At 46.3% G+C, this 25,754-nt stretch carries 26 protein-coding genes; 17 read left to right on the forward strand and 9 right to left on the reverse strand.

Going from position 1 to position 25,754, the window contains the following annotated elements:
• Window positions 1-74: 74 nt before the first annotated feature.
• From ICN49_RS02930 to moaE, 6 genes are read left to right on the forward strand one after another with little or no spacing between them, the layout of a single operon-like run.
• A complete protein-coding gene (locus ICN49_RS02930) occupies window positions 75-1,331 on the forward strand; it encodes a pyridoxal phosphate-dependent aminotransferase (protein WP_216165633.1) in 1,257 nt (418 codons plus the stop codon).
• A complete protein-coding gene (locus ICN49_RS02935) occupies window positions 1,328-2,638 on the forward strand; it encodes a homoserine dehydrogenase (protein WP_216165635.1) in 1,311 nt (436 codons plus the stop codon). Before ICN49_RS02930 ends, ICN49_RS02935 begins: the two co-directional genes overlap by 4 nt.
• A 6-nt stretch (window positions 2,639-2,644) precedes the next feature.
• A complete protein-coding gene (gene thrC, locus ICN49_RS02940; protein ID WP_216165637.1) occupies window positions 2,645-4,087 on the forward strand; it encodes a threonine synthase in 1,443 nt (480 codons plus the stop codon).
• Window positions 4,088-4,139: 52 nt separating this feature from the next.
• A complete protein-coding gene (locus tag ICN49_RS02945) occupies window positions 4,140-5,366 on the forward strand; it encodes a molybdopterin molybdotransferase MoeA (protein WP_216165788.1) in 1,227 nt (408 codons plus the stop codon).
• Window positions 5,367-5,384: 18 nt separating this feature from the next.
• The gene (gene moaD, locus ICN49_RS02950; RefSeq protein ID WP_216165639.1) at window positions 5,385-5,642 is read left to right on the forward strand and encodes a molybdopterin converting factor subunit 1; all 258 of its coding nucleotides are present in this window, start codon (window positions 5,385-5,387) and stop codon (window positions 5,640-5,642) included.
• 1 nt (window position 5,643) lies between these two features.
• A complete protein-coding gene (gene moaE, locus ICN49_RS02955) occupies window positions 5,644-6,108 on the forward strand; it encodes a molybdopterin synthase catalytic subunit MoaE (RefSeq protein ID WP_216165640.1) in 465 nt (154 codons plus the stop codon).
• A 7-nt stretch (window positions 6,109-6,115) separates the two neighbouring features.
• On the opposite strand, the gene ICN49_RS02960 is transcribed toward moaE, so the two are convergent.
• Entirely contained in the window at window positions 6,116-6,793 is a 678-nt protein-coding gene (locus ICN49_RS02960; RefSeq protein ID WP_216165642.1) for a DUF1345 domain-containing protein, read from the reverse strand.
• A 253-nt stretch (window positions 6,794-7,046) separates the two neighbouring features.
• Entirely contained in the window at window positions 7,047-7,349 is a 303-nt protein-coding gene (locus tag ICN49_RS02965; RefSeq protein WP_369411497.1) for a GIY-YIG nuclease family protein, read from the reverse strand.
• Window positions 7,350-7,400: 51 nt separating this feature from the next.
• Here ICN49_RS02965 and clpB point away from each other — a divergent pair, with 51 nt between their 5' ends.
• Together clpB and ICN49_RS02975 are read left to right on the forward strand one after the other, a co-directional pair.
• Window positions 7,401-10,004 (forward strand): ATP-dependent chaperone ClpB, encoded by a 2,604-nt coding sequence (gene clpB / locus ICN49_RS02970; protein ID WP_216165644.1) that lies wholly within the window; start codon window positions 7,401-7,403, stop codon window positions 10,002-10,004.
• A 50-nt stretch (window positions 10,005-10,054) separates the two neighbouring features.
• A complete protein-coding gene (locus tag ICN49_RS02975) occupies window positions 10,055-11,287 on the forward strand; it encodes an MFS transporter (RefSeq protein ID WP_216165646.1) in 1,233 nt (410 codons plus the stop codon).
• Here the strand turns inward: ICN49_RS02975 and ICN49_RS02980 are convergent.
• Both ICN49_RS02980 and ICN49_RS02985 read right to left on the reverse strand, forming a co-directional pair.
• The gene (locus ICN49_RS02980; RefSeq protein WP_216165648.1) at window positions 11,269-11,973 is read right to left on the reverse strand and encodes a 5-oxoprolinase subunit PxpA; all 705 of its coding nucleotides are present in this window, start codon (window positions 11,971-11,973) and stop codon (window positions 11,269-11,271) included. The genes ICN49_RS02975 and ICN49_RS02980 overlap by 19 nt on opposite strands.
• On the reverse strand, window positions 11,973-13,721 hold the full coding sequence (locus tag ICN49_RS02985) for a 5-oxoprolinase subunit B/C family protein (RefSeq protein WP_216165650.1): 1,749 nt from the start codon (window positions 13,719-13,721) through the stop codon (window positions 11,973-11,975). The genes ICN49_RS02980 and ICN49_RS02985 overlap by 1 nt, the downstream gene beginning before the upstream one ends.
• Before the next feature lie 107 nt (window positions 13,722-13,828).
• Here ICN49_RS02985 and ICN49_RS02990 point away from each other — a divergent pair, with 107 nt between their 5' ends.
• The 9 genes from ICN49_RS02990 (at window position 13,829) to ICN49_RS03030 (ending at window position 22,050) form a co-directional block, all read left to right on the forward strand.
• Window positions 13,829-15,091 carry an MFS transporter gene (locus ICN49_RS02990; RefSeq protein WP_216165652.1) on the forward strand — a complete coding sequence of 421 codons (1,263 nt, stop codon included), beginning with the start codon at window positions 13,829-13,831 and terminating at the stop codon, window positions 15,089-15,091.
• A gap of 10 nt (window positions 15,092-15,101) precedes the next feature.
• Complete coding sequence (locus ICN49_RS02995; RefSeq protein ID WP_369411498.1) at window positions 15,102-15,974, forward strand: amidohydrolase family protein; 873 nt, start codon at window positions 15,102-15,104, stop codon at window positions 15,972-15,974.
• A 275-nt stretch (window positions 15,975-16,249) separates the two neighbouring features.
• Window positions 16,250-17,548: an isocitrate lyase gene (gene aceA, locus ICN49_RS03000; protein ID WP_216165654.1), complete on the forward strand. Its 1,299-nt coding sequence runs from the start codon at window positions 16,250-16,252 to the stop codon at window positions 17,546-17,548.
• Between the two features lie 105 nt (window positions 17,549-17,653).
• A complete protein-coding gene (locus ICN49_RS03005) occupies window positions 17,654-18,094 on the forward strand; it encodes an HIT family protein (RefSeq protein ID WP_216165656.1) in 441 nt (146 codons plus the stop codon).
• 63 nt (window positions 18,095-18,157) lie between these two features.
• Window positions 18,158-18,829, forward strand: a complete 672-nt coding sequence (locus tag ICN49_RS03010) for a 3-oxoacid CoA-transferase subunit A (RefSeq protein ID WP_216165658.1) — start codon at window positions 18,158-18,160, stop codon at window positions 18,827-18,829.
• On the forward strand, window positions 18,826-19,488 hold the full coding sequence (locus ICN49_RS03015) for a 3-oxoacid CoA-transferase subunit B (protein WP_216165660.1): 663 nt from the start codon (window positions 18,826-18,828) through the stop codon (window positions 19,486-19,488). The genes ICN49_RS03010 and ICN49_RS03015 overlap by 4 nt, the downstream gene beginning before the upstream one ends.
• Window positions 19,485-20,462 carry a Bug family tripartite tricarboxylate transporter substrate binding protein gene (locus ICN49_RS03020; RefSeq protein WP_216165662.1) on the forward strand — a complete coding sequence of 326 codons (978 nt, stop codon included), beginning with the start codon at window positions 19,485-19,487 and terminating at the stop codon, window positions 20,460-20,462. Before ICN49_RS03015 ends, ICN49_RS03020 begins: the two co-directional genes overlap by 4 nt.
• 23 nt (window positions 20,463-20,485) lie before the next feature.
• On the forward strand, window positions 20,486-21,655 hold the full coding sequence (locus tag ICN49_RS03025; protein WP_216165663.1) for a thiolase family protein: 1,170 nt from the start codon (window positions 20,486-20,488) through the stop codon (window positions 21,653-21,655).
• Complete coding sequence (locus ICN49_RS03030; protein ID WP_216165665.1) at window positions 21,655-22,050, forward strand: Zn-ribbon domain-containing OB-fold protein; 396 nt, start codon at window positions 21,655-21,657, stop codon at window positions 22,048-22,050. The genes ICN49_RS03025 and ICN49_RS03030 overlap by 1 nt, the downstream gene beginning before the upstream one ends.
• Here ICN49_RS03030 and ICN49_RS03035 read toward each other — a convergent pair.
• The 5 genes from ICN49_RS03035 to ICN49_RS03055 are packed head-to-tail and all read right to left on the reverse strand — an operon-like array spanning window position 22,047 to window position 25,738.
• The gene (locus ICN49_RS03035; RefSeq protein WP_216165667.1) at window positions 22,047-22,604 is read right to left on the reverse strand and encodes a cupin domain-containing protein; all 558 of its coding nucleotides are present in this window, start codon (window positions 22,602-22,604) and stop codon (window positions 22,047-22,049) included. The two genes, ICN49_RS03030 and ICN49_RS03035, sit on opposite strands and share 4 nt — an antisense overlap.
• Before the next feature lie 16 nt (window positions 22,605-22,620).
• A complete protein-coding gene (locus tag ICN49_RS03040) occupies window positions 22,621-23,046 on the reverse strand; it encodes a DUF1841 family protein (protein ID WP_216165794.1) in 426 nt (141 codons plus the stop codon).
• Window positions 23,039-23,695, reverse strand: coding sequence for an endonuclease III (gene nth / locus ICN49_RS03045; RefSeq protein ID WP_216165669.1), 657 nt, complete (start codon window positions 23,693-23,695; stop codon window positions 23,039-23,041). Before nth ends, ICN49_RS03040 begins: the two co-directional genes overlap by 8 nt.
• Window positions 23,692-24,393 (reverse strand): electron transport complex subunit RsxB, encoded by a 702-nt coding sequence (gene rsxB / locus ICN49_RS03050; RefSeq protein WP_216165671.1) that lies wholly within the window; start codon window positions 24,391-24,393, stop codon window positions 23,692-23,694. The genes nth and rsxB overlap by 4 nt, the downstream gene beginning before the upstream one ends.
• 55 nt (window positions 24,394-24,448) lie before the next feature.
• Window positions 24,449-25,738 carry a polyhydroxyalkanoate depolymerase gene (locus ICN49_RS03055; RefSeq protein WP_216165672.1) on the reverse strand — a complete coding sequence of 430 codons (1,290 nt, stop codon included), beginning with the start codon at window positions 25,736-25,738 and terminating at the stop codon, window positions 24,449-24,451.
• Between the last annotated feature and the right edge of the window lie 16 nt (window positions 25,739-25,754).

A 25,754-nucleotide genomic window follows, 5' to 3' on the forward strand; every position in this document is an offset into this window, starting at 1 on the left:
ACTCTCTGTCATAATTATATGGATTATAGCTAGCTGTTTTTTCTCAGATTTCAAGAACTTACCTTTAATTTATTGTGAAACCGATCCTAAAGTCCGAAAAACTCAATAACGTCTGTTATGACATACGTGGGCCAGTGCTCGAGCTTGCTCAGCGCATGGAGGAAGAGGGTCAAAAGATCATCAAATTGAATATCGGCAATGTGGGGGTATTTGGCTTCGACCCTCCCGAAGAGATACAACGCGACATGATCCGCAATTTGAGTAATGCATCAGCGTACTCCGATTCCAAGGGAATCTTTGCAGCCCGCAAGGCAATCATGCAGTACTCCCAGGAAAAAGGCATTCAAGGCGTGACTTTGGACGATATTTACACCGGTAATGGCGTTTCTGAGCTCATTGTGATGTCAATGAATGCATTGCTCAACAATGGTGATGAGGTGCTGGTTCCCGCTCCGGATTATCCGCTTTGGACTGCTGCTGTGAGTTTGTCTGGTGGATTGCCAGTTCACTACCTTTGTGATGAATCAAAAGAATGGGCACCTGATTTAGCAGACTTGCGCAAAAAGATTACGCCGCGCACCAAAGCGATTGTGGTGATTAATCCCAACAATCCAACAGGTGCTATTTATTCCAAAGAAGTATTGGTCGAATTAACTGAGATTGCGCGCGAACATGGTTTGATTTTGTTTGCCGATGAGATTTACGACAAGATGCTGTATGACCAAGAGAAACATCTTTCCTTGGCGTCTTTATCTACTGATGTCGTCATCATTACTTTCAACGGTCTATCCAAGAACTACCGTTCCTGCGGCTATCGCGCTGGTTGGATGGTGGTATCTGGTGATAAAGAAATGGTGCGCGACTATATTGAGGGGCTCAATATGCTCTCCTCAATGCGCCTGTGCGCCAACGTGCCAGGGCAATATGCGATTCAAACGGCGCTTGGTGGCTATCAAAGTATTAATGATTTAGTAGGCGAGGGTGGTCGTTTAGCAAAACAGCGCGATCTTGCTTGGAAACTCATTACAGAAATTCCGGGTGTGACTTGCGTCAAACCTAAATCTGCTTTGTATCTCTTTCCAAAATTGGATGCAGAGATGTATCCGATTGAGGATGATCAGCAATTCATTGCTGATTTTCTGAAAGAAGAAAAAGTGTTATTAGTTCAGGGATCTGGATTTAATTGGGCAAAGCCTGATCATTTCCGTGTTGTGTTCTTGCCCCATGAAGATGTGTTGAAAGAGGCTATTGGCCGGCTTGCACGTTTTCTGGAGCGTTATCGTCAAAGGCATGGTCGTAAGACTTCTTCAACTGCAGCAAAGGCATCATGAAACCGATTCAAGTAGGTCTGTTGGGTATTGGCACTGTTGGTGGTGGTGTATTCACCGTTCTCGAGCGTAATCAAGATGAGATTCAACGCCGCGCTGGCCGTGGTATTCGCATTCATACTGTTGCAGATCTCAATGTAGAAAAAGCTAAAGAGTTGGTCAAGGACCATGCATTGGTTGTGAATGACGCGCGTGCCGTGATTAACAATCCTGAGATTGATATCGTAGTTGAGTTGATCGGTGGTTATGGCATTGCTAAAGATTTAGTGCTTGAAGCGATTGCTGCTGGCAAGCATGTAGTCACTGCCAACAAGGCATTGATTGCAGTACATGGCAATGAGATTTTTAAGGCCGCACATGAAAAAGGTGTCATGGTTGCATTTGAAGCTGCAGTGGCTGGCGGTATTCCTATTATTAAAGCCTTGCGTGAAGGCTTAACAGCAAATCGTATTGAGTGGATTGCCGGCATCATCAATGGCACTACGAATTTCATTCTTTCAGAGATGCGTGACAAAGGCTTGGACTTTGCTACCGTTTTAAAAGAGGCGCAACGTTTAGGTTACGCCGAGGCTGATCCTACCTTTGATATCGAAGGTGTTGATGCTGCCCATAAAGCAACCATCATGAGTGCGATTGCATTTGGTATTCCGATGCAGTTTGAAAAAGCACACGTAGAAGGTATTACCAAGTTAGATGCCATCGATATTAAATATGCTGAGCAGCTGGGCTATCGCATTAAGTTATTAGGCATCGCTAAAAAGACAACTACTGGTGTTGAGTTGCGCGTACATCCAACCCTGATTCCGACAAAGCGTTTGATTGCTAACGTTGAAGGCGCCATGAATGCGGTGCAAGTATTTGGTGATGCTGTTGGTACCACCCTCTACTACGGTAAAGGTGCAGGTTCTGAGCCAACCGCTTCTGCGGTGATTGCGGACTTGGTCGACATTGCCCGCTTGCTGAGCGCTGACCCTAAGAATCGTGTTCCTTACTTAGCTTTCCAGCGTGATTCTGTCCGTGATACACCAGTACTGCCAATGGGTGAGATCACCACAAGTTACTACCTGCGCATGCGTGTTGCTGACCAGGCTGGTGTGCTGGCTGATATCACTAAGATCCTGGCGTCGCATGGTGTTTCAATCGATGCACTCTTACAAAAAGAGGCGGATGAGGGGGAAAGTCAAACTGACTTGGTTGCGCTCACACACGAAACTAAAGAAAAAAACATGCTTGCGGCGATTGATGAGATTCAGAATCTTAAAACAGTCGACGGTGAAGTGGTCAAAATTCGTTTAGAAAATCTGTCTTAATACACAATGCGTTACCAATCAACACGCGGTAATAGCCCGCAGCAATCCTTCCTAGAAATTCTGCTGGGCGGTTTAGCTCCAGATGGGGGCTTGTATTTACCTGCGCACTATCCGAAGGTAACACCAGTACAACTCGATTCTTGGCGCGGCCTGTCTTATGCTGACTTGGCTTATGAAGTATTGAGCTTATATTGCGATGACATTCCAGAGAATGATTTACGTGCCTTGTTGCGTAAAACCTATACCGAGCAGGTCTACTGCAATGGGCGCTCACAAGACAATGCGAAAGACATTACACCTTTACATTGGCTGGGTGAAGAGGGCGGCACTCGCATTGGTTTATTAAGCCTATCCAATGGACCAACATTAGCGTTCAAAGATATGGCCATGCAGTTATTGGGCAATCTTTTTGAATATGCATTAAAGCGCGCCGGGCAAAAGCTCAATATCCTGGGTGCTACCTCTGGCGATACTGGCAGTGCGGCTGAATATGCCATGCGAGGCAAAGAAGGCGTGAAAGTGTTCATGCTTTCACCTCGTGGCAAGATGAGCGCCTTCCAATCTGCGCAGATGTACTCCTTACAAGATCCCAATATTTTTAACTTGGCAGTTGCCGGTGTGTTTGATGATTGCCAAGATATTGTGAAGGCCGTGAGCAATGACCACGCCTTTAAAGCAAACAACCAAATTGGCACAGTGAATTCCATTAACTGGGGGCGCGTGGTTGCTCAGGTGGTGTATTACTTCCAAGGCTATTTACTAGCGACTAAATCTAGCGCTGAAAAAGTATCCTTTACCGTCCCGTCAGGCAACTTCGGCAACATTTGCGCTGGGCATATTGCCCGTATGATGGGTCTGCCAATCGAGCATTTGGTGGCTGCCACCAATGAGAATGATGTGCTCGATGAGTTCTTCCGCACAGGTGTGTACCGTGCGCGCAAGTCTGCTGAAACGCTTCATACTTCTAGCCCATCAATGGACATCTCCAAAGCTAGCAACTTTGAACGCTTTGTTTTTGATCTCTTAAGTCAAGACGGTAAGGCCACTGCTGAGAAATTTAGGCAAGTTGATGAAGCTGGTGGATTTGACATCTCCAAAGAGGCGATCTTTAAAGAAATGGGCAAATACGGCTTTCAATCTGGCCGCAGTACCCACGAGGACCGTTTAGAAACTATTCGCAATATCTATCGGCAGTATGGAACCATGATTGATACGCACACCGCTGATGGTGTCAAGGTTGCGCGCGAACATTTGCAGGTAGGCATTCCGATGATCGTCTTGGAAACCGCATTGCCTGTCAAGTTTGAAGAGACTATTGAAATCGCTCTAGGGCGTCCTGCTGAATGTCCTGCTGCATTTAAAGATATCAAGTCCTTGCCGCAGCGCGTAGAAAATATTGATGCTGATATCAATCAGGTTAAAAATTTCATCACGACGCATCTGAATTAACTAACCTATAAAAAAGAAGTTTCTAAAAAATATTGCTATGACTAAGCCACCGATGTTGACAGCTCAGCAGGCTATAGATCATTTACTCTCACATGCTCAGACTGTGACTGAGAGTGAAGAGGTGAAAACTCAAGCAGCGCTCGGCCGAATATTGGCAGAGAATGTGAATAGCTTGGTAGATGTGCCTCCGCTCGACAACACGGCAATGGATGGTTACGCTGTTCGCATTGCAGATGTTCATGTTCCCGGAGCTATTCTGAGGATTGCCCAACGCATTCCCGCTGGATCCATTGGTACTCAATTAGAGCCTAGTACTGCAGCACGCATTTTTACTGGTGCACCAGTTCCATCTGGTGCTGATGCAATTGTCATGCAAGAAGACTGCACTCTTCCTGAAGGTCAGGTTGAGCAGGTGCAAATTAATGTCACTCCAGCAGTGGGGCAGTGGATTCGTCGCAAGGGCGAAGATTTAACAGCGGGTAAAACAGCCTTAGTTGCGGGAACATTTTTGCGCCCTCAAGAATTGGGCGTTGCCGCCTCAGCAGGCTTAACGCATTTGAGTGTTAAACGCCGTGTCAGAGTGGCAGCATTCTTCACGGGTGACGAGCTGGCTTTACCGGGTGAGCCTTTGAAGCCCGGTGGTATTTACAACTCCAATCGCGATACCCTGTTGGCATGTCTTAAATCTTTAGGATGCGATGCTACCGACTTAGGAATTGTTCCTGATCGCTTAGATGCAACCAGACAAGCTTTGCGTCAAGCAAGTAAAGGCCATGATTTGATCATTACCTCTGGTGGCGTATCTGTCGGCGAGGAAGATCACATTAAACCTGCTGTTACTGCAGAAGGACGTTTAGATCTTTGGCAAATCGCCATTAAACCTGGCAAACCATTGGCCTTTGGTGCGGTACGTAAATCTGACAAGCCAGAAGATGGTGAGGCGTGGTTTATTGGTTTGCCTGGTAATCCAGTTTCAAGCTTTGTCACCTTTCTATTGTTTGTTCGCCCCTTTATCCTGAAATTACAGGGGCGTGATGTAATTGCGCCTCAGTCATACCCGATGCGAGCTGATTTTGATTGGTTAAAAGCAGATCGTCGTAATGAATTTCTGCGTGTCAAAATCAATTCTCAAGGCGGTCTTGATTTATTCCCCAATCAAAGCTCAGGCGTTCTCACTAGCGCCTCTTGGGGGGATGGTTTAGTAGATTGCCCGCCAGGAGAGGCCATTAAGGCGGGTGATATGGTCAAGTACATTCCATTTAGTGCACTTCTGAGTTAATCGGACTACGATTCCCTGATGAAACTCGAATTACGATTCTTTGCATCCTTACGTGAGGCGCTTGGCGTTCCGCAAGAGAGCATCACTATTCCTGCGCAAGTAAAAACGATTGCAGACCTACGCAGCCACCTCGCTCAGCGAAGTGATGTGTGGGCAGAAGTGCTGGGGAGTAACAAAGTGATTCGTTGTGCCTTAAATCAACAAATGGTTGATGCCGGCACTCTTCTAGAAGATGGTGCTGAAGTCGCCTTCTTTCCGCCGGTGACTGGTGGATAAGATGGTAAACACTTTTATTCGCATTCAGGAAGCTGATTTTGACCTCACTACGGAGATTACGAATCTTCGTCAGGGTGATCTTCAGGTCGGCGCAGTGGTGAGTTTTTTGGGTACAGTGCGCGATATGAATGAGGGTAGTCAAGTTAAAGCGATGACGCTAGAGCATTACCCAGGGATGACCGAGAAGGCCCTCCATGACATCATTGATCAGGCTAAAACCCGCTGGGATATTCGCAAGACTTTGGTGATTCACCGAGTTGGCCCACTTTTGCCCGAAGATCAAATCGTATTGGTGGCTGTGACAAGTGCACATCGTGGTGAAGCTTTCGCTGCATGCGAGTTCATCATGGATTACCTAAAAACCGCTGCGCCATTTTGGAAAAAAGAAGAGACGCCAGAGGGTGGGCGATGGGTGGATGCCCGCATTACAGACGAAGCTGCAATGGCTCGCTGGGAAAAGAAGTAGAAAGCATTTAATGCAACGCCACTACCCCTGAGATGAGGTTGATGGCCAGCGCTAGTAGTGATGCATTGAAAATAAATGCTGTCATACCCTGAATCATCACCCAAAATCGCATTCTGGAGTTCGCAATATTGACATCAGCGGTTTGGCAAGTCATGCCAATTACCATTGAAAAATACAGAAAGTCTATATAGAGTGGTTTCAGCTTTGCTGCAAAAAGCAAGGGGGCACTTTTGGTTTTTTCAAACTCTATGTAGTAGGCGTGGGCGTAGTGCAATGCAAAAGCAGTGTGCACTACAAGCCAAGAAACGGTGTAAGTTGAAAGTACTATGGCAATCTGCCAGAAAGCATCCGTAGCAGAAAGCAATCTAACGCTAGATAGAATAATCACAATAGCGACCAGGCTGGCTGTGGCTGCCAATATTGTGATCAGCAAAATAATGGCAGCGCCAGCGTCTTCTTTTTTGGAGAGGGTTAAGATATTTTCTTCTCTTGAAAAATACATCATCATGTAAGTCAAGAAAAGGTAAATACATCCAGAGACAACCCAAGAAATTGCCACACAAACTGGAATGGAGAGCCCGGTCGGTAGTAGAAAAAATGTCGCAATGCCAGACATGCCGATAATCAATAGACGATGGCTAGTGCTGATACGATGCCAATGTTGGGACCAGTGGTGTGAAATCATATGGACCTTAGTATGCACGCAAAACTGTAAGCTCGAACCAGGTGCTTGCCTTGCATTTATTTTGATGCAAAATGTACACAATCAAATTGAAAGAGTGGCCATGCAAAAAAATCAAAAGGGCTGGATCCTAGCTATCGGATTGCTATTAATTCTGATTGCCTGTGTAGTTGCCTATGTTGGCACCATGCCCGCCGAAGCCAATCTATAGTTTGTAACGAGGATGGGACTTGCTGGAGGATGTGTTATCCAAGACTTAAGCCTTCTCATCCTTAAAAAATCCCAATTTCTGAACTCTTGGAAGCTTCTTTAATTTAGCTTCCGCCTTAGAGGCCTCAGATCTATCTGGATGGTCTTGCGTTGCCAAAAGGACGACTGGTCTGCGAGACCTGGTGTAGCGGGCGCCTTGCCCTGAATTATGAGCTTCCAGGCGATGTTCTAGCCGATTGGTAATACCGGCGTATAGGGTGCCATCGGAGCATTCAAGAAGGTAAACAAGCCAGGTCAAAATAGGGGTAAATCCGCTTAAAAAGGGTGATAAAGCCTTGAAATCTGCCACATTGCCCTTATATTCTATAGATAGATATACATAGAGTAGATGGGTACAAAAATGAGAATAGATAAATTAACAACTAAATTTCAAGAAGCGCTCAGCGAGGCTCAAAGCCTAGCCTTAGCCAAAGACAATCAGTACATTGAGCCAGCCCATTTATTGCTGGCTATGTTGCGCGATTCTGATGGTGGGGCTAAGAGCTTATTAACCAGAGCTGGGGTCAATGTATCTGGCTTAGAAAAAGGCCTTGAGAAGTTGATTGGCAACTTACCTGAAGTTCAAGGCACTAGTGGCGAAGTTCAGGTTGGACGTGACTTAAGCAATTGGTTGAACTTATGTGAAAAAGAAGCGAACAAGCGTAATGACCAATTTATTGCCGGCGAACTTTTTTTGCTGGTGGCGTCTGATGACAAGGGCGAGCTAGGCAAACTTGCTCGTGAAAATGGATTAAATCGTAAATCATTAGAAGCGGCTATTGATTTAGTGCGCGGAGGAGAATCGGTGAATAGTGCGGATGCTGAAGGTCAACGTGAAGCCTTAAAAAAATACACGATCGATTTAACTGAGCGCGCTCGTATGGGTAAGCTCGACCCTGTTATTGGTCGTGATGATGAAATTCGTCGCACTATCCAGATTCTGCAACGTCGCGGCAAAAACAATCCAGTGTTGATTGGTGAACCTGGCGTAGGTAAAACTGCCATTGTGGAAGGCTTAGCGCAGCGGATTGTGAATGGCGAAGTACCTGAGACTTTAAAAAACAAGCGCGTCTTAGTTTTGGATATGGCTTTGCTGTTGGCGGGCGCTAAGTATCGGGGTGACTTTGAAGAGCGTCTGAAGGCGGTGCTAAGTGATGTCGCCAAAGATGAGGGTCAAACTATTATCTTCATCGATGAGATTCATACGATGGTGGGTGCCGGCAAGGGCGATGGCGCAATGGATGCTGGCAATATGCTTAAGCCAGCTTTGGCCCGTGGCGAATTGCATTGCATTGGCGCGACCACTTTAGATGAATATCGTAAGTACATTGAAAAAGATGCTGCTTTAGAGCGTCGCTTCCAAAAGGTGATGGTTGAAGAGCCCAGTGTAGAGGCAACCATTGCTATCTTGCGTGGTCTGCAAGAGCGCTATGAACTGCATCATGGAATTGAAATTACCGATCCAGCGATCGTGGCTGCTGCAGAGCTATCCCATCGTTACATCACTGATCGTTTCTTGCCAGATAAGGCAATTGATTTGATTGATGAAGCGGGTTCACGCATTCGGATGGAGATTGATTCCAAACCAGAGGTGATGGATAAGATGGAGCGCCGCTTGATTCAGTTAAAAATTGAGCGTGAAGCTGTTAAAAAAGAGAAGGACGAGGCTTCTCAAAAACGCCTTGGTCTTATCGAAGATGAAATCAAACGTCTTGGAGCTGAGTATGCTGACCTAGAAGAAATCTGGAAGGCTGAAAAGGGCGCTGTTCTGGGTGCTGCCAATATTAAGGAGGAGATCGAGAAGATCAAGACCGACATTGTGAAGCTCCAACGCGAAGGTAAATTAGAAAAAGTCGCTGAATTGCAATATGGCAAATTGCCTGAGCTTGAGGCTAAGCTGAAATCCGCTGCTGCTGCTGAAGCAAAGGGCGATAAAGACGGTGTTGTGAAACACAAGCTCCTGCGTACCCAGGTTGGCGCCGAAGAAATAGCTGAAGTAGTTTCTCGCGCGACAGGCATTCCTGTTTCTAAAATGATGCAAGGTGAGCGCGATAAATTACTCAAGATGGAAGAGTTGCTTCATCAGCGCGTGGTTGGTCAAGAAGAGGCTATTCGTGCGGTATCAGATGCCATTCGTCGCTCACGCGCAGGCCTAGCTGAAGAAAATCGGCCTTATGGCTCATTCTTATTCCTTGGGCCTACTGGCGTTGGTAAAACTGAACTCTGCAAAGCTTTGGCTGGCTTCTTGTTTGATAGTGAAGAGCACTTAATTCGCATTGATATGAGTGAGTTCATGGAGAAGCATAGTGTTGCCCGCTTAATTGGGGCGCCTCCAGGTTATGTTGGTTACGAAGAGGGTGGCTATTTGACAGAAAAAGTACGTCGCCATCCATACAGCGTGATCTTGTTCGATGAAATCGAGAAGGCGCACCCTGATGTTTTTAACGTCTTACTGCAAGTGTTGGATGATGGTCGTTTAACGGATGGTCAAGGTCGTACTGTTGACTTCAAGAATACCGTCATTGTGATGACCAGCAACATTGGATCGCATTTGATTCAGTCAATGGCCGATAAAAAACAGTCTGAAATTAAAGAGGCTGTTTTTGGTGAGTTGAAGAATCATTTCCGTCCAGAATTCTTGAATCGTATCGACGAGATCGTAGTGTTCCACGGTCTTGATAAGGCCAATATTGCCAATATTGCAAAGATTCTTCTCAAGAACTTGTCGGATCGTCTGGCTAGAGTAGATATGCAGCTTGAGGTTAGTGATGCCGCTTTGAATAAGATTGCTGAAGTAGGTTTTGATCCAGTTTATGGAGCTAGGCCACTCAAGCGTGCTATTCAGCAGTACATTGAGAACCCAGTTTCTAAAATGATCCTGGAAGGTACCTTCGGTCCTCAGGATGTTGTGCCCGTAGATGTGGATAAAAAAGGTGAATTTAGCTTTACCCGTCAAGTTCACTAGCGTCGAATAGAAAGCAAGCAGGAAAATTCCTGCGCCAGTACACTCGAGACATGACTGATGCGCAATTAAATCGGCGTGCCAGTGATGTCCGGGTGATTGCTTTGATTAGCCTGGCTCACGGTAGCTCCCATTTCTTTCATTTAATTCTGCCACCCATGTTTCCATGGTTAAAGAATGAGTTCGCCGTTAACTATGCTGAGCTTGGTTTGCTCATGTCGATATTCTTCGTGGTTTCTTGCATCGTGCAGGCTGCATCCGGATTTTTGGTTGATAAAGTGGGGGCTCGGCCAGTGTTGTTCTCTGGCATGGGCTTATTGATTCTGGCGGCATTGATGTATTCCCAAAGCAATGGATACACCATGTTAGTTTTGGCTGCGATCGTTGCTGGGTGCGGTAACGGCATCTTTCATCCAGTTGATTACACCCTCATCAATCATAAAATTTCACCCCCAAATTTGCCTTATGCGTATTCGGTTCATGGCGTTACTGGCTACTTAGGCTGGGCTGCTGCACCTGCTTTTATGGTGGCGATAGCGACTGTGACTGATTGGCGCATTGCCTTTGTGGCTGCCGCTGCTCTCGAAGCTCTAATTCTGTTGTTCCTTTGGATGAATCGTGGGCTGCTGCTAGATAACGCTCAAGAGCGGCATGAGGAATCCAGAAAGAGTCATGCAGCGAGCAACCCTAGTGGTGTTCCCATGACTACCTATGGATTTTTGAAATTACCAGCAGTATGGCTCTGTTGGATTTTCTTTTTGTTTAGTGTTGCTGCCACTACAGGTCTTCAATCATTTGCACCAACAGCACTTTTCCAAATCTACACGCTCGATGTCAGCACAGGAAATTACTTTTTGACTCTCATGGCTTTAGGCGGTGCAGGGGGGATGCTACTGGGTGCTTACATAGCTACCCGCTTTAAATCTCCTGAAGGCATCATCACCATCAGTTTTGTCATCAGTATTGTGATGAGTCTTTTATTGGCCACTGGTTGGGTGCCGATAGATCTTGTCGTTATCCCATTTGTTGTGATTGGCCTTGGAATTGGGGTGGCGGCCCCATCGCGTGATTTGATGATTCGCGCAGCAACCCCAGCCGGCGCATCTGGAAGAGTATATGGAATTGTTTATTCTGGAATCGATCTGGGTGCAGCGCTTGGCCCACTCATCTTTGGAATATTTATGGATGCGAATCTACCCAAATTACTCTTTATTGGGGTGGCCTTATTTCAGCTACTCATTATCCTTACAGCATTTAAGGTTTCGAGTCAGGCTAAAGCTGCCTGAATTTTTCGAGCAAATTCCACGGCGTGTGGATTGTCTCCATGAATACATAAAGTATCTGCTTGTATCTTGATGATGCTGCCATCGATCGCAGTCACCTGACCCTTTTTAGCCATTTGCATCACCTGTTCAAGTGCCGCTGCCTCATCTTCAATCACAGCACCAGCTTGAGTGCGTGGAACCAGAAAGCCTTCTTTGGTATAGCGGCGGTCAGCAAAAACTTCTTGCCATACCGGGACCTTCAGTTCATTTGCGGCATCAACTAAGCAGCTACCAGCTAACCCGTACAAAATCACTTCCCGACCTAAATCTTTGACTGCTCGCGCAATTCCCCTAGCTAACTGAATATTTTTTGCCGCTTGGTTATAAAAAGCACCATGGGGTTTTACGTGATGGAGTTTGGTGCCAGCAGCATTTGCAAAACCCTGCAAAGCTCCAGCTTGATATATAACGTAGTTATAAGCATCTTCTTCTGAGATCTCCATCTCGCGACGGCCAAAGCCTTCTAAGTCAGGAAAGCCAGGATGTGCACCGATCAGGACATTCTTTTGAATAGCTTGTTCAACTAACTGTTTCATGGTGGCGGGATCGCCAGCATGCCAGCCACAGGCAATATTGGTAGAGCTAATGTAATGAAGCAGTTCAGCGTCATTACTCATGCCTTCGCCCATGTCGCTATTAATGTCCATTAAGTCCTCTTGATGCCCGTCTGAAGCAGTAATTCAATTGAGTTCATCGTTGATTCTTGCAGTTGTAAGGATTCTAAATTCAAATGATCGGCCTTTTCTAAATCAATTGGCATAAATTGAATTTGATTGCCTGGTTTTACCTGCGCTAATTTTGCCCGATCTGCTTTGATCACTTCGGCTAAACGGGGATACCCGCCAGTCGTTTGATGTTCTGAGAGCATGACGATCGGCTCTTGTGATGGTGGAAATTGCACCGTTCCAAAGGTAATCGCTTGGGAGGGAATGTTAGGCAATGCTTTCTTGACCTGAAAGTCACTCTCCAGTCGAATACCCATGCGGTTACTTTGATTGCTCACCTTCCATATTGTTGACCAGAAGATCTCGCGATCCTTGACAGATAAAAATGGCAGGTGAGGGCCAGGCAAGCAATAAATGGGGGTAATTTTTTGAGTGGGCAAGTAGGGAGATCGTACTTGCCACTTTGGAAAGCAGGGCAAAGCATGCGCGTGATAGAGATCTCGCAGATAAGGGGATTCCAGGGCTGCATTTGGATGCTCTAAAAACAGGATGTCGCCTTTTTGCAATCTCTTTGGACCGATATCCGCGCTAATGTGGGAGCCGTTACTGCCCAGAATGGTGGGTAAATTGATTCCACCACCTATCGCGAGTACACAGCGTAAGCCAGGATTGAGTGGCGAGAACTGCAGAGTCGAATCTTTGGCAATCCAGACTGGTCGGTTGCCGGGTATCCGTTTACCGTTGACGATGCCACTACAGGTAGCACCAACCCAAGCTACGCAAGTGTCTTCGCTAAAGAGAAGGCTTGGGCCAGTCGCTGTAATCTCTAAAGCAGCCGTATGAAGTGCATTGCCAACAAGTGTATTTGCTAACTCTAGAGAGTAAAGGTCGCTAGCGCCACCAGGCCCTACTGCCCAATGAGAGAGTCCCGATCGCGGCTGATCTTGAATGGTAGTAAAAGTGCCTGACTGTTTAATTTCTATGGAGGCTTGATTTTTTTTCTGTGTACGCAGAGGCAGGATGATTTCTGCTACTTGGTTAGATGCATCAAGCTTGTTAAATTGATCAAGACTGATTTCTTGTATATGCATCTCATCTCCCGGCATAAATAAGCCCGGTGGTTCTTTTTGGACATCAAATAATACGTTTGGAGATCGACCAATGAGATTCCAGCCTCCAGGGGTCGACCGCGGGTAGATGGCCGTTTGCAATTCCGCTATGGCGACGCTCCCTTTGGGCACCGACGGTCTTGGCGATGTAAGGCGAGGCAAACTTAACTTCGGGTTGAGGCCACTAAAGTAAGCAAACCCAGGCATAAATCCCAGAATATCTGCCGTATAAATATTTTTCTTGTGAAGTTTGATAGTCTCCTCTACTGAGAGACCGCATGCTTGAGCAATTTGCTTGAGATCTAGAGCTAATTCAGAGTGATAGCAAACTTGTATTTGATGGGTTTGGCTTGCCACTACTTTTGCACTTCTTTGTTTTTGTAATTGAGTGCTGATTTTTTCAAGATCTTTGATGGCTTGTTCACGTACCTGTTTTGGAGTTTGGTCTCTGTAATTCAATTGAATGACTAGGGTGCTAAGTCCAGGTACGATTTCTGCTGCCCAGGCTGGTTTATTTGTAAACAGCAGTTTGCTCAAGCCGTGGATTTCTTTCAGCGGGTTCTTGGACTCCGAGAAATCAATTAATAGACTGTGATCACCTAATGGTGTGCAATGCATCATTTGCTTATCTTAAGGGTTTTCGCTAGTTAGCTATAAAAGACAATTTTTTAAGGTATAAAGGTGCTACTCATGTAGTAATTTAAAGCCTAAAAATAAAGGGAGACAAAATGAGTCAACAGACTGATACCAGCTTGACTGGTTTTTATAAAGTCATGAACGCAAAAGAGAAGAAAACCTTCTGGGGTTGCTTCTTGGGCTGGGCATTAGACGGCATGGATTTCATGATCTACCCATTAGTGATTGGAACCATTATTGCTGTTTGGCAGGTTGACCGCGGCATGGCTGGTCTAGCCGTAACCGGTACCTTATTGGCCTCCGCCTTTGGTGGCTGGTTTGCAGGCTATTTAGCCGACCGAATCGGGCGTGTTCGCACACTCCAGTTCACGATTCTGTGGTTCTCAACCTTTAGTTTGATCTGCGCCTTTACGCAAGACTTCAATCAGCTCATGATCTCTCGTGCACTGCTTGGGTTTGGTTTTGGTGGTGAGTGGGCGGCTGGCGCTGTGTTGATGGGTGAAACCATTCGCGCTGAATATCGTGGCCGTGCGGTGGGATCTGTGCAATCGGCATGGGCGGTAGGTTGGGGCGCCGCTGTTCTCTTACAGGCGATCATGTTTAGCTTGTTGCCTCCCGATATGGCGTGGCGTGCAATGTTTGTTGTTGGATTCTTCCCTGCATTGTTATTGCTCTATATCCGTCGCCATGTTGAAGAGCCAGAGATTGCTAAGGTTGCTCGTGCAAAAGTGGTGGCAGCAGGTGACTCCCCTTCTATTTTTGAAATCTTCAAACCAGGCATTCTTAAAACAACTATCTTGGCATCGCTGTTAACGATGGGTGCACAAGGTGGCTACTACGCCATTACCACTTGGGTTCCAACCTTCTTGAAGACTGAGCGCAAGTTAACGGTTGTAGGGTCGACAGGTTATTTAGCCTTCTTGATTGTTGGTAGTTTTGTGGGTTACTTGGTTGGCGCATGGATGGCTGATCGTTATGGTCGCCGGAAGTTGTTTATGACCTTCTCGATTGGTGCAATTGTTCTGGTGCTGGCGTATACCCAATTAGACATTACCAATGAGATGATCATGTGGCTTGGATTCCCATTGGGGTTCTTTGCCAGCGGCTACTTCTCTGGTATGGGGGCATTCCTCACTGAATTATTCCCAACGCGCTTACGTGGATCTGGCCAAGGCTTTTGTTATAACTTTGGTCGCGGTATCGGCGCGCTATTCCCAGCTTTAGTGGGTTACTTCTCAGCTCAATATGGATTGGCAATGGCAATCGCAATCTTTGCAGTGGTTGCGTATGGCGTCTTCTTTATTGCTGCAGTGATTCTTCCAGAAACGCGTGGACGAGAGCTGCAGGCAAACTAAGAAAATATTAGTGTCAGAAGTAGATATTCCGTTTTGCCCGGGACCGCCTGAACATCAGAGCGGTCCCTTTCCTTTTGTGATGCCCAAAGGTGCAGTCGATACGCATGCCCATGTCATTAGCGCCGCCAGTTTTGTTCCCGATCGATCCTATACATCACCTGAAGCCACTGAAGAGCAATATATCCGCATGTTGGATGAAGTCGGTATGACCTATGGTGTACTGATCCAAGTGAGCGTGAATGGTCAAGATAATGCGCCGATGTTGAAGGTGCTGGAGAGGCATCCACAGCGTTTGCGTGGCGTAGCAGTACCATTACTCAATCAGCCCGATGCTTATTATCAAAATATGAAAGACAAAGGGGTAGTTGGCATCCGCATGAATGTGATGTTCTCTGGCGGCGGCTTAGATTTGTCAAAGCTGGAGGAGTGCGATGCCCTCGCAAGAGATTGGGGTTGGCATATCCAGTTCTTGTTAAATGCAAATGATCTACCAACGTTGATGCCGCGTATGCAAAAAATGCAATCTACCTTGGTGATTGATCACATGGGATATTTAAGAACAACAGTTGGGCTGAGTTCTCCTGGCTTTAAAGCACTCCTCGATTTAGTGAGAGAGCGTGCTTGGGTAAAAGTTTCCGGTGCTTATCGTTTAACTGATCAAGCGCCCCCGTACAACGAAGTAGTGCCCTATGCAACGGCTTTAATTGAAGCTGCTCCTGATCGCTGCATATGGGGCTCAGACTGGCCTCATGTTGCTAACTGGGGTGTTATGCCCAGCGTTGCGCAGATGTTGGAGAGTCTTGCTCTATATGCTCCGGATGAGCACACTCGCAATCGAATCTTGTGCACTAACCCTCAACGCCTTTACGGATTGAATGTCTAGGCTGTAGTGGGTTAGTTATTTTCACGATATGAAACGTCGTTTCCCTGCGTAAAATGCAGTGCAGCAAGATCCCTATATATTCATTTCAAGCAGTGAATATACATTCCATATTATAAAATTACATATTTAAGTCATTGAATTTAAATGATTAAATATTTTATAAATTATTTTCTAAATAGCTTGTTTGCTTTTTTAATATCCCTAAACTCTTATATAAGACATAAGACTTAAATGTCTCAATTTTTGAATTACTTGTTTAACTTAGGGAGAAAAACATGTCAGATCGCAAAGCAGAAATCGCAGCTCTACAAAAAGATTGGGATACCAATCCACGCTGGAAAGGTATTACCCGTGGCTACACCGCAGAAGATGTTGTACGTCTTCGTGGCTCATTAAAAATTGAGCACACTTTAGCTAAGCACGGCGCTGAAAGACTTTGGAATTTAGTGAATAACGAAGCTTATGTAAATTGCTTGGGTGCTTTGACCGGTGGTCAAGCAATGCAGCAAGTTAAAGCCGGCGTTCAAGCAATTTATTTATCCGGTTGGCAAGTGGCTGCTGATGGTAATTCTTCTGCAGCAATGTACCCAGACCAATCTTTATACCCAGTGGATTCAGTTCCAAAGATGGTTGAGCGTATTAACAACTCATTCCAGCGCGCAGATGAAATTCAAACCTCTAAAGGCATTCAACGTGGTGATGCTGGCTTCGTTGAATATTTTGCGCCAATCGTTGCTGATGCCGAGGCTGGTTTCGGTGGCGTACTAAATGCTTTTGAATTGAGCAAAGCGTTAATTAAGCAAGGTGCTGCTGGTGTTCACTTTGAAGATCAATTATCTTCGGTTAAAAAATGTGGTCACTTGGGCGGAAAAGTATTGCTGCCAACAGCTGAGTCAGTACAGAAATTGATTTCTGCACGTTTGGCTGCCGACGTAATGGGTGTTTCGACTATCATCTTGGCCCGGACTGATGCTGAAGCTGCTGACTTATTGACCTCTGACTATGATGAAAACGATAAGCCATTCTTGACAGGTGAGCGTACTCCAGAAGGTTTCTACAAAACACGTAAGGGCTTAGATCAAGCAATCTCCCGTGGTTTGGCATACGCTGCATACGCTGATATGGTTTGGTGTGAAACAGGTACACCGGATCTTGATTTTGCTCGTGCATTTGCTGAAGCAATTCGTGCGAAGTTCCCAGGCAAGATGTTGGCATACAACTGCTCACCATCTTTCAACTGGAAGAAGAACTTGGACGATGCAACGATTGCGAAGTTCCAGCGCGAATTGGGTGCGATGGGTTACAAGTATCAATTTATTACCCTCGCTGGTATTCACTCTATGTGGTACAACATGTTCGATTTGGCCCAGGATTATATGAAGCGCGGCATGACGGCTTATATCGAAAAAGTACAAGAGCCAGAATTTGCTGCCCGTGATCGTGGATACACCTTCGTTTCACATCAGCAAGAAGTTGGCACCGGTTACTTTGATGATGTAACAACGGTTATTCAAGGTGGTAAATCATCAGTAACAGCTTTGACTGGTTCTACTGAAGAAGAGCAGTTCCACTAATCGAATCCCTAAGTAGTTCGTAGTAGCAGTAGTACCAGTACTGCCGCGGCACCTAAATTACCTCACAAGGGTGACTTAGGTGCCGTTTTCGTATACATTTATTCCATGAAAAATTGCATACTCTGTGCCGATAGCCTAAAACCTGAAGAGGGCGAACTGATTTGGCGTGGCGATGACTGTCGCGTTATTTTAGTAAACGACCCTGATTTACCAGGATTTTGCAGAGTCATTTGGAATGGTCACGTAAGCGAGATGTCTGAGCTCACCTTTGGCGAGCGAGATATGTTCATGGCGCTAGTCTTTGCGGTTGAGGGGGCTGTGCGTCATGTGATGCAACCAGCTAAGGTGAACTTGGCTTCACTGGGTAACCAAGTCCCCCATCTTCATTGGCACGTGATCCCCCGTTATCAAGATGATGCTTTTTTCCCAGGCTCTGCATGGTCTGTAAAAGTTCAACAAACTCCCAGCTCGATTTTGGAGGCTCGCAAACAGAAGGCTCAAGCCCTGCCAACGGCAATTCGGGCTGCAATTTCACAATTGCATTAAATTAATGGTGTTGCAGCTACAAAGCTGATTCGTTGTACCCATAATTAAAAAGACGGAGATTTTGTGATTCAAAAAATCATTCCTAGCGTGGCTGAGGCTTTGCGGGATATTGCTGATGGCTCAACCATCTTCATTTCTGGATTTGGTGGAGCAGGTTTACCGATCCTCCTATTGGATGCGCTTCTTGAGCAAGGCGCAAAGAACCTGACTTTAATTAGCAATAATGCTGGAGCTTCAGGGGTAGGTATCGCTAAGCTGGTAAGTGCTGGGCGTGTTAAAAAAATGGTGTGCTCTTTTCCGCGTCAACCCGAGTCCGGCGCTTTTGATGAGCTCTATCGCGCAGGCAAGATTGAGTTGGAGTTAGTTCCACAAGGCACCCTTGCCGAGCGGATCCGAGCTGGTGGTGCTGGCATTGGTGGCTTTTACACGCCTACTGGCTTTGGTACTGAGTTGGCTAAAGGAAAAGATACGCGCGAGATTGATGGCGTGAATTATATTTTTGAGAAGGCGATCAAGGCCGACTATGCCCTGATTAAGGCGGATAAAGGGGATCGCTGGGGGAATCTCACCTATCACGGTACTGCCAGAAATTTCGGCCCGGTCATGGCAACTGCTGCACGTTGCACCATCGCTCAGGTTAGAGAAGTGGTTGAGCTTGGAGCTCTCGATCCAGAGAATATTGTGACCCCTGGCATTTTTGTAAAACGGATTGTGCAAATGGGGGCAGCATCATGATTGATCTATCTAAAGTCAAAAAGCGCTCAACCGCTGATATTGCCAAACGGATTGTTCAAGATATTCCTGATGGCGCGAGCGTGAACTTAGGCATAGGACAGCCTATGACTATCTCAAACTACTTGCCGCATGATCGGGAGATCTTGCTTCATAGTGAAAACGGTTTACTTGGCATGGGGCCGTTGGCGACTGGCGACCAAATTGATCCAGATATTGTGAATGCGGGCAAGCAGTCAGTAACGATGCTGTCTGGAGCCTCACTTTGTCATCACGCAGATTCATTTGTCATGATTCGTGGTGGTCATATTGATATTTGTGTCCTGGGTGCATTTCAGGTTTCTATAAAAGGTGACATTGCCAATTGGCGTACCAGCGATCCCAATGCTATTCCAGCTGTAGGCGGAGCAATGGATTTGGCATTGGGCGCAAAGAAATTATTTGTCATGATGGAACATCTCACCAAATCCGGTGAATCGAAATTGGTGCAGGAGTGCACTTATCCACTGACTGCACTTGATGCAGTGAATTGTGTCTATACAGATTTAGCCACCATTGCGGTAACACCCCAAGGTTTGCTTGCGGTTGATTGGGTTGAGGGCTTGAGCTTTGAAGAGCTGCAAGAAATTAGCAACGTAGCATTGATTAACTCCCAATCATGAAATTCTTCTCACTAGTAGTTTTCTTAGGGTCCATTCTTTTGGGTGGCGGTATTGCTAATGCTGCAGATGCTGCAAGCACCTATCCCAATAAACCCATTCATTTAATTGTGGGATTTTCTCCTGGAGGTTCGGCTGATACAGTTGGTCGCGCCTTGGCCGAAGGGCTCTCAACCCGACTTGGGCAGCCAGTGATTGTTGAAAATAAGGCTGGAGCCAATGGCAATATTGCAGCAGAGTTGGTTTCGCGTGCTGCACCCGATGGCTATATGATCTACTTTCCATCAATCGGCCATGCAGTCAATGCATCTCTCTATAAGAACTTGCCGTATGACCCTGTGAAAGATTTCACGGCGATTGGCGGCGTCTTCTCAGCACCAAACATGTTAGTGGTGCCTATGAATTCACCTTATAAGTCCGTATCGGATGTGATTAACGCTGCTAGAGCAAATCCTGGTAAGTTGACTTTTGCCTCTAGCGGTAGCGGTACATCCGTACATCTTTCCGCGGAATTATTTGAGAAGATGGCAAAGATTGAGATGATCCACGTTCCTTATAAAGGCACGGGTAATGCCATGCCGGATGTGATTTCTGGTCAAGTGGATATGAGTTTCCCAAATTTACCAAGCGCTGTTCCGCAAGTGAAGGCAGGCAACTTACGTGCACTGGGTATTACTACCGCAAAACGCTCTGATGCTGCCCCAGGTATTCCTACTATTGCCGAATCAGGTTTACCAGGTTACGAGATGGCTACTTGGTATGGCCTAGTTGCGCCTGCAAATTTACCAATTAGTATTCGCAACCGCCTCAATAAGGAGCTACAAAGTATTTTGTCGGATCCAAAATTTAAGGACAAATTAATTGCACAGGGAGCCGATCCGATGCCAGGTACGCCAGAGCAATTTTCTCAATTGATTAAGACTGAAATTGAGAGATGGCGTAAGTTGATTGCGCAATCTAAAATTACCATTGAATAATTTGTCGACCCCCTGGGAGAACTATGTCATTTTCTAACAATGCCTGTATAGCTGGTATTTATGAGCACCCATTGCGCGTTGCCCCAAACCATACGGTTGCGCAATTGCATGCTGAAGTTGCTTATGGTGCTTTACAGGATGCTGGATTGACATTGAATGATGTCGATGGATATTTTTGCGCTGGTGATGCACCTGGCATGGGCCCAGTTGCCATGGTCGACTACCTTGGACTCAAAAAAGTGAGTTACTTAGATTCCACTGATCTTGGGGGTGCTTCTTATTTAGCCCACGTCGGTCATGCAGCGCGAGCAATTGCTACGGGGCAATGTAAAGTTGCCTTAATCACTTTAGCCGGACGCCCTAAGTCAGAAGGTTCTAGCGGTACTCAAGTTCGTAGTCACCATGCGAGCGCACCGGATTTTGCTTTTGAAAAGCCTTATTCACCAGCACCATTAAATACCTATGCAATGTGCGCTATGCGTCACATGCATGAGTTTGGAACGACAAGCGAGCAGCTGGCTTGGATAAAAGTGGCAGCCTCACATCATGCCCAACATAACCCGAATGCATTATTAAAAGATGTTTTAACTGTCGAGGATGTCTTAGCATCGCCGATGATTGCTGATCCATTGCACCGGGCGGATTGTTGTGTAGTAACAGATAGCGGTGGCGCACTGTTAGTCGTTCATCCTGATATTGCCAAGTCATTAAAGAAACCGGTCGTTACCATTATGGGTGCAGCAGAGTCTGCCAAAGGTCAGATTGGTGGCAAAGTCGATTTAACGTACTCAGGGGTCGCTTGGACCGGCCCGCGCGCGTTTGCGGAAGCAAAACTTACTCCAGCCCAAATTCGATACGCATCCATTTACGATAGTTTCACCATTACGGTATTGATTCAGCTTGAAGATTTAGGGTTTTGTAAAAAGGGTGAGGGTGGGAAGTTTGTTGAGAACGGCCAATTGATTTCCGGTAAAGGGACGCTTGCTTTTAATACTGACGGCGGTGGCTTGTGTAATAACCATCCCGCAAACCGGGGCGGCATGACAAAAGTCATTGAAGCGGTAAGGCAGTTACGCGGTGAGGCTCATCCCGCCGTGCAAGTGCCCCATCTTGAATTTGCCTTGGCTTCTGGCATTGGCGGCGCCTTGGGCACTCGGCATGGTGCCGCCACTTTGATTATGGGGAGACTGTAATGTCAGAGCCACACCGCTTACCGAGTCCCATTGTGAATGCAGAAAATCAGGCGTTTTGGCAGGCAGCGCAAGAAGACAAGCTCATTTTGAAGCTATGCCATGCTTGTAAACAGGTTCACTACTATCCCCGTACTATTTGCCCCCACTGCGGCAGTAATGACACTACTTGGGTGAGCTCAGAAGGCCTTGGCGAAATCTATTCGTTCACCGTGATGAGACGTGGAGTAGAGTTTCCGTTTGCAATGGCCTATGTTCTCTTGAAAGAGGGCATTTCATTGCTCACTCATTTAACAAATTGCGATTTCAATGAGATTCGCATTGGGCAAAAAGTGAAGGTGGTGTTTCAAGTAACTCAAGATGGGCAAAATACCCATCTGTTTGAGCCGCTCAATTAAGTTAAATCAAATTCCCCATCGATTAAAACAAATAGCATTTTGCAAGGCCTGCCAGAGCGATTACTCCAAGCATGATTTGTTCCGCGCTCCACCAGAAAGTCGCCATGTTTCATCAGTTTCTCTTCTTTATCCAGCACGATATAGATCTCACCCTCAAGCACTAGAGCGTAATCCACTGTTTCAGTTCTATGCATCAGTGGGTGACCACCTTCTTTGAAGGTGGAGGCTTTTTCGGTGCCAAGTGCCCCAAAGGCGACTTGTGCATCTGAAGCACTTAAATTCTTGGTCCACTCGCCCTCGGGGCCAAACTCTACAATTCTGACAACGGTACCATTTTTAGGTGGTATCAGTTCTAAAAGGCGGCTGGTCGGATCTGGATTGTTATTAATCTTTGCTGGAGTTTCATCGGTGATCCAAAGATTAGTCAAATAGTAGCCAACGCGCTTAGGGTTGTCATGAACACTCGGTGCATTTCCATCTTCGGTAAAGATAGCATTGCCGTCAACATCATGCCCCGTCACAATTCTGCGTACGATTCCTTTTTGATCCGTCATTATTGGGTAGTCTCGCTTAGTTTAATTTTTGGAGTGCTTCTATATATTTTTCGGGGCTTAATGGAACGCCATCACGTTGGGACTCCCACATCACTTGGCCTAGACATTCCATGATGCGATGTTGTGCCTCATGCTCTGATCCCAGTTTCCCTGCAAGGTTTTCTGCAATTTTTCTGATGCCAGGTGGTTGATCAATCGAGATCTGCTCACTAATTGATAAGTGCATCGATAGATGCAGGAAAGGATTGGTTTCGCCACGCTCTGGCGTGTAATCCTGGGCTAGGGCGCCGTCAGAATCAGTTAGAAGAGTGTGATATTCCGGATGTTGTTCCATCCAATCCCCTGCAATCGTTTCTAAGAGCGTCAGGATATGAGACTCAGTTTTTTTCTTCCAGGTATCGCAGAAAAATCGACGCACATCTTCGCGAGTGGGGTTAAATATCGCCACGAACTTTTCCTTTACCTGTTTTTTGTTTGAAGCTGCATAAGGGTTCCACAATGCATTGCGCACAATCAGGGTTGCGTGCCTTGCAGGTATATCTGCCATGCAGAATAAGCCAATGGTGAGCATCTTGCAAAAACTCTTTTGGAACCCGCTTTAATAGCTGCTCTTCCACTTTAACCACATCTTTACCAGGTGCTAGTCCAGTCCGATTCGAAACCCGAAATATGTGAGTATCGACAGCAATCGTTGGTTGTCCAAAAGCGGTATTCAGAATGACGTTGGCTGTTTTTCTGCCGACGCCAGGAAGCGCCTCTAAAGCTTCACGGTTTTGCGGAACTTCACCGCCGTGCTTTTCTAAAAGGAGGCGACAGGTTTCTTGGATGTGTCTGCCCTTGGAGTTAAATAAGCCAATGTGCTGGATAAAAGGCTTGACACCTTCTTCCCTCAAATCTAATAGGGCTTGCGGCGTGTTGGCAATTTTAAAAAGTTTACGCGTACCTTTATTCACTGAGACATCCGTTGCTTGTGCTGATAGCAAGACGGCAATGAGCAATTCAAAAGGAGAGCTGTACTCTAGTTCAGTTTCTGGATGAGGATTATTGGCTTTGAGTTGCTCAAAGAATGCCCGTCGCTTGTCGAGATTCATAATTGTGACTTTGCTTTTGCCGCTCTTTCCATTGCCGCAGCAATAATGGCGCGTTTACGCTCTTGCTCTTTTTTCTCTGCATCAGAGGAGGGGGATTCGGCATTAATAGCCGCCAGTTTGGTTGTCGCTTTTTTAGCGAGACGTTCATCGTTATCGCGTTTTTCGCGATCAAGACGCAGTGCTCTAGATTGATAGCGATCTCGCGCTTCATCTGCGAGCTCTTGCGACCAGGCATTCCAACCAGTTTGATGATCAGTTACATCAATCATGGTGATGCAGTCAACAGGGCATGGTGGGATACAAAGATCACAACCAGTGCACCACTCAGGCAAAACAATATGCATTTGTTTCGAAGCGCCAACAATCGCATCAACAGGGCAGGCCTGAATACAAAGAGTGCAGCCAATACATTTCTGGGGATCAATGAAGGCTACAGGCCGTGGTCGTTCCGGGCCACACTCAGGGTCAATAGTCGAGTTGAGTACAAAAGCATCTTGTGGATATACCGATTCAAGAACAGCGCTGAGTCTTACTATGCCCTCAACGCCACCAGGTGGGCAGCGATTGGGTTTGGCCTCTCCTGAGGCCAGGGCTTGCGCATACCCTCTGCAATCAGGGTAGCCGCATTTAGTACATTGTGTTTGGGGAAGAAGATCCTCTAGGCGATCGATTAGTTCACTGGCCTGTTTGATCTTCATTACGTATCAGATCCTGAAAGAATTAGAAGCCACAAGGGCTTCTAATGATTACGGATTATTTGGCATCCAGTTTAGGAAGTCTTGCTTTAGTCTTTCGCTGGGCTGGTTGATGGTCGCGAATGAAGGATTTAATTTTTGGATAAACCTTATCTCTCCAGCGACGACCTGCAAAGATGCCGTAGTGACCGGCGCCTGCAACTTCGTAATGATCTTTATCGGTTTTTGGAATACCAAGGCAAAGACCATGTGCAGAACGCGTCTGACCGCTGCCAGAGATATCGTCCAACTCACCTTCAATAGTAAGTAAGGCGGTTTTCTGAATGTCTTGTGGCTTGACTAATTTGCCAGCAACTTCCCATGTCCCATTTGGCAATGCATAGTCTTGGAATACTGTCTTGATGGTATCTAAGTAGTACTTGGCGTCCATATCCAATACTGCGTTGTATTCGTCGTAGAAGCGGATATGCGATTCAGCATCTTGTTCATCGCCACGCACTAGGTTTTGGAAGTAATCCCAGTGAGATTGCAAATGATTTTGCGGGTTCATCGCAATAAAGCCAGTGTGCTGCAAGAAGCCAGGGTAAACCTTGCGGCCAGCACCAGGATAGCCGGGTGGCACCTTGTAAACCACATGACTTTCAAACCAATCGTACGATTTTTGATCAGCCAAATTGTTGACTGCAGTTGGTGATTTACGTGCGTCAATTGGACCGCCCATCATGATCATCGAAGCGGGAGTTTCTTCTCCCGCAGAAGCCATAAGAGAGATGGCGCCCAAGGTAGGGACGGTTGGCTGACATACAGAGATCACGTGCAAGTCTTTTGCACCAATGGTTCTAATGAATTCTTGAATGTAATGAACGTAATCATCTAGGCTAAAGCTGCCATCTTCAGCGGGAACGACGCGGGCATCGATCCAGTCGGTGATATACACCTTGTGATCTTGCAGTAATGTCTTAACAGTATCGCGCAATAGCGTCGAGTGGTGACCAGAAAGCGGGGCAACTAGAAGCACTACTGGATCTTCTTTTAATTTTTTGATGACTTCAACATCATCAGAAAAACGTTTAAAGCGAATGAGTTTGCAGAAAGGCTTGGCTATTGTGGTCATCTCATGAATGGCAACTTCACGACCATGGGCCTGCACAGAGCGGATACCAAACTCAGGTTTTTTATAGTCCTTACCTAAGCGGTAGAGTAATTCATAGCTGGCGGCTAAGCGCTCAGAACCGGGAACCTTTGAAGCAGGATTTGAGGCATTAATAAAAGCCTCAGAAGCAGCGCGAGCCCACGAACTAACAGGTTGAAGTAATGCTTTTTGAAACTCGTGCAATTGGTATAGCATGGTGCCTCCAGTAAAT

It is taken from the genome of Polynucleobacter finlandensis (genome assembly GCF_018881755.1).
GTDB classification, from domain to species: domain Bacteria; phylum Pseudomonadota; class Gammaproteobacteria; order Burkholderiales; family Burkholderiaceae; genus Polynucleobacter; species Polynucleobacter finlandensis.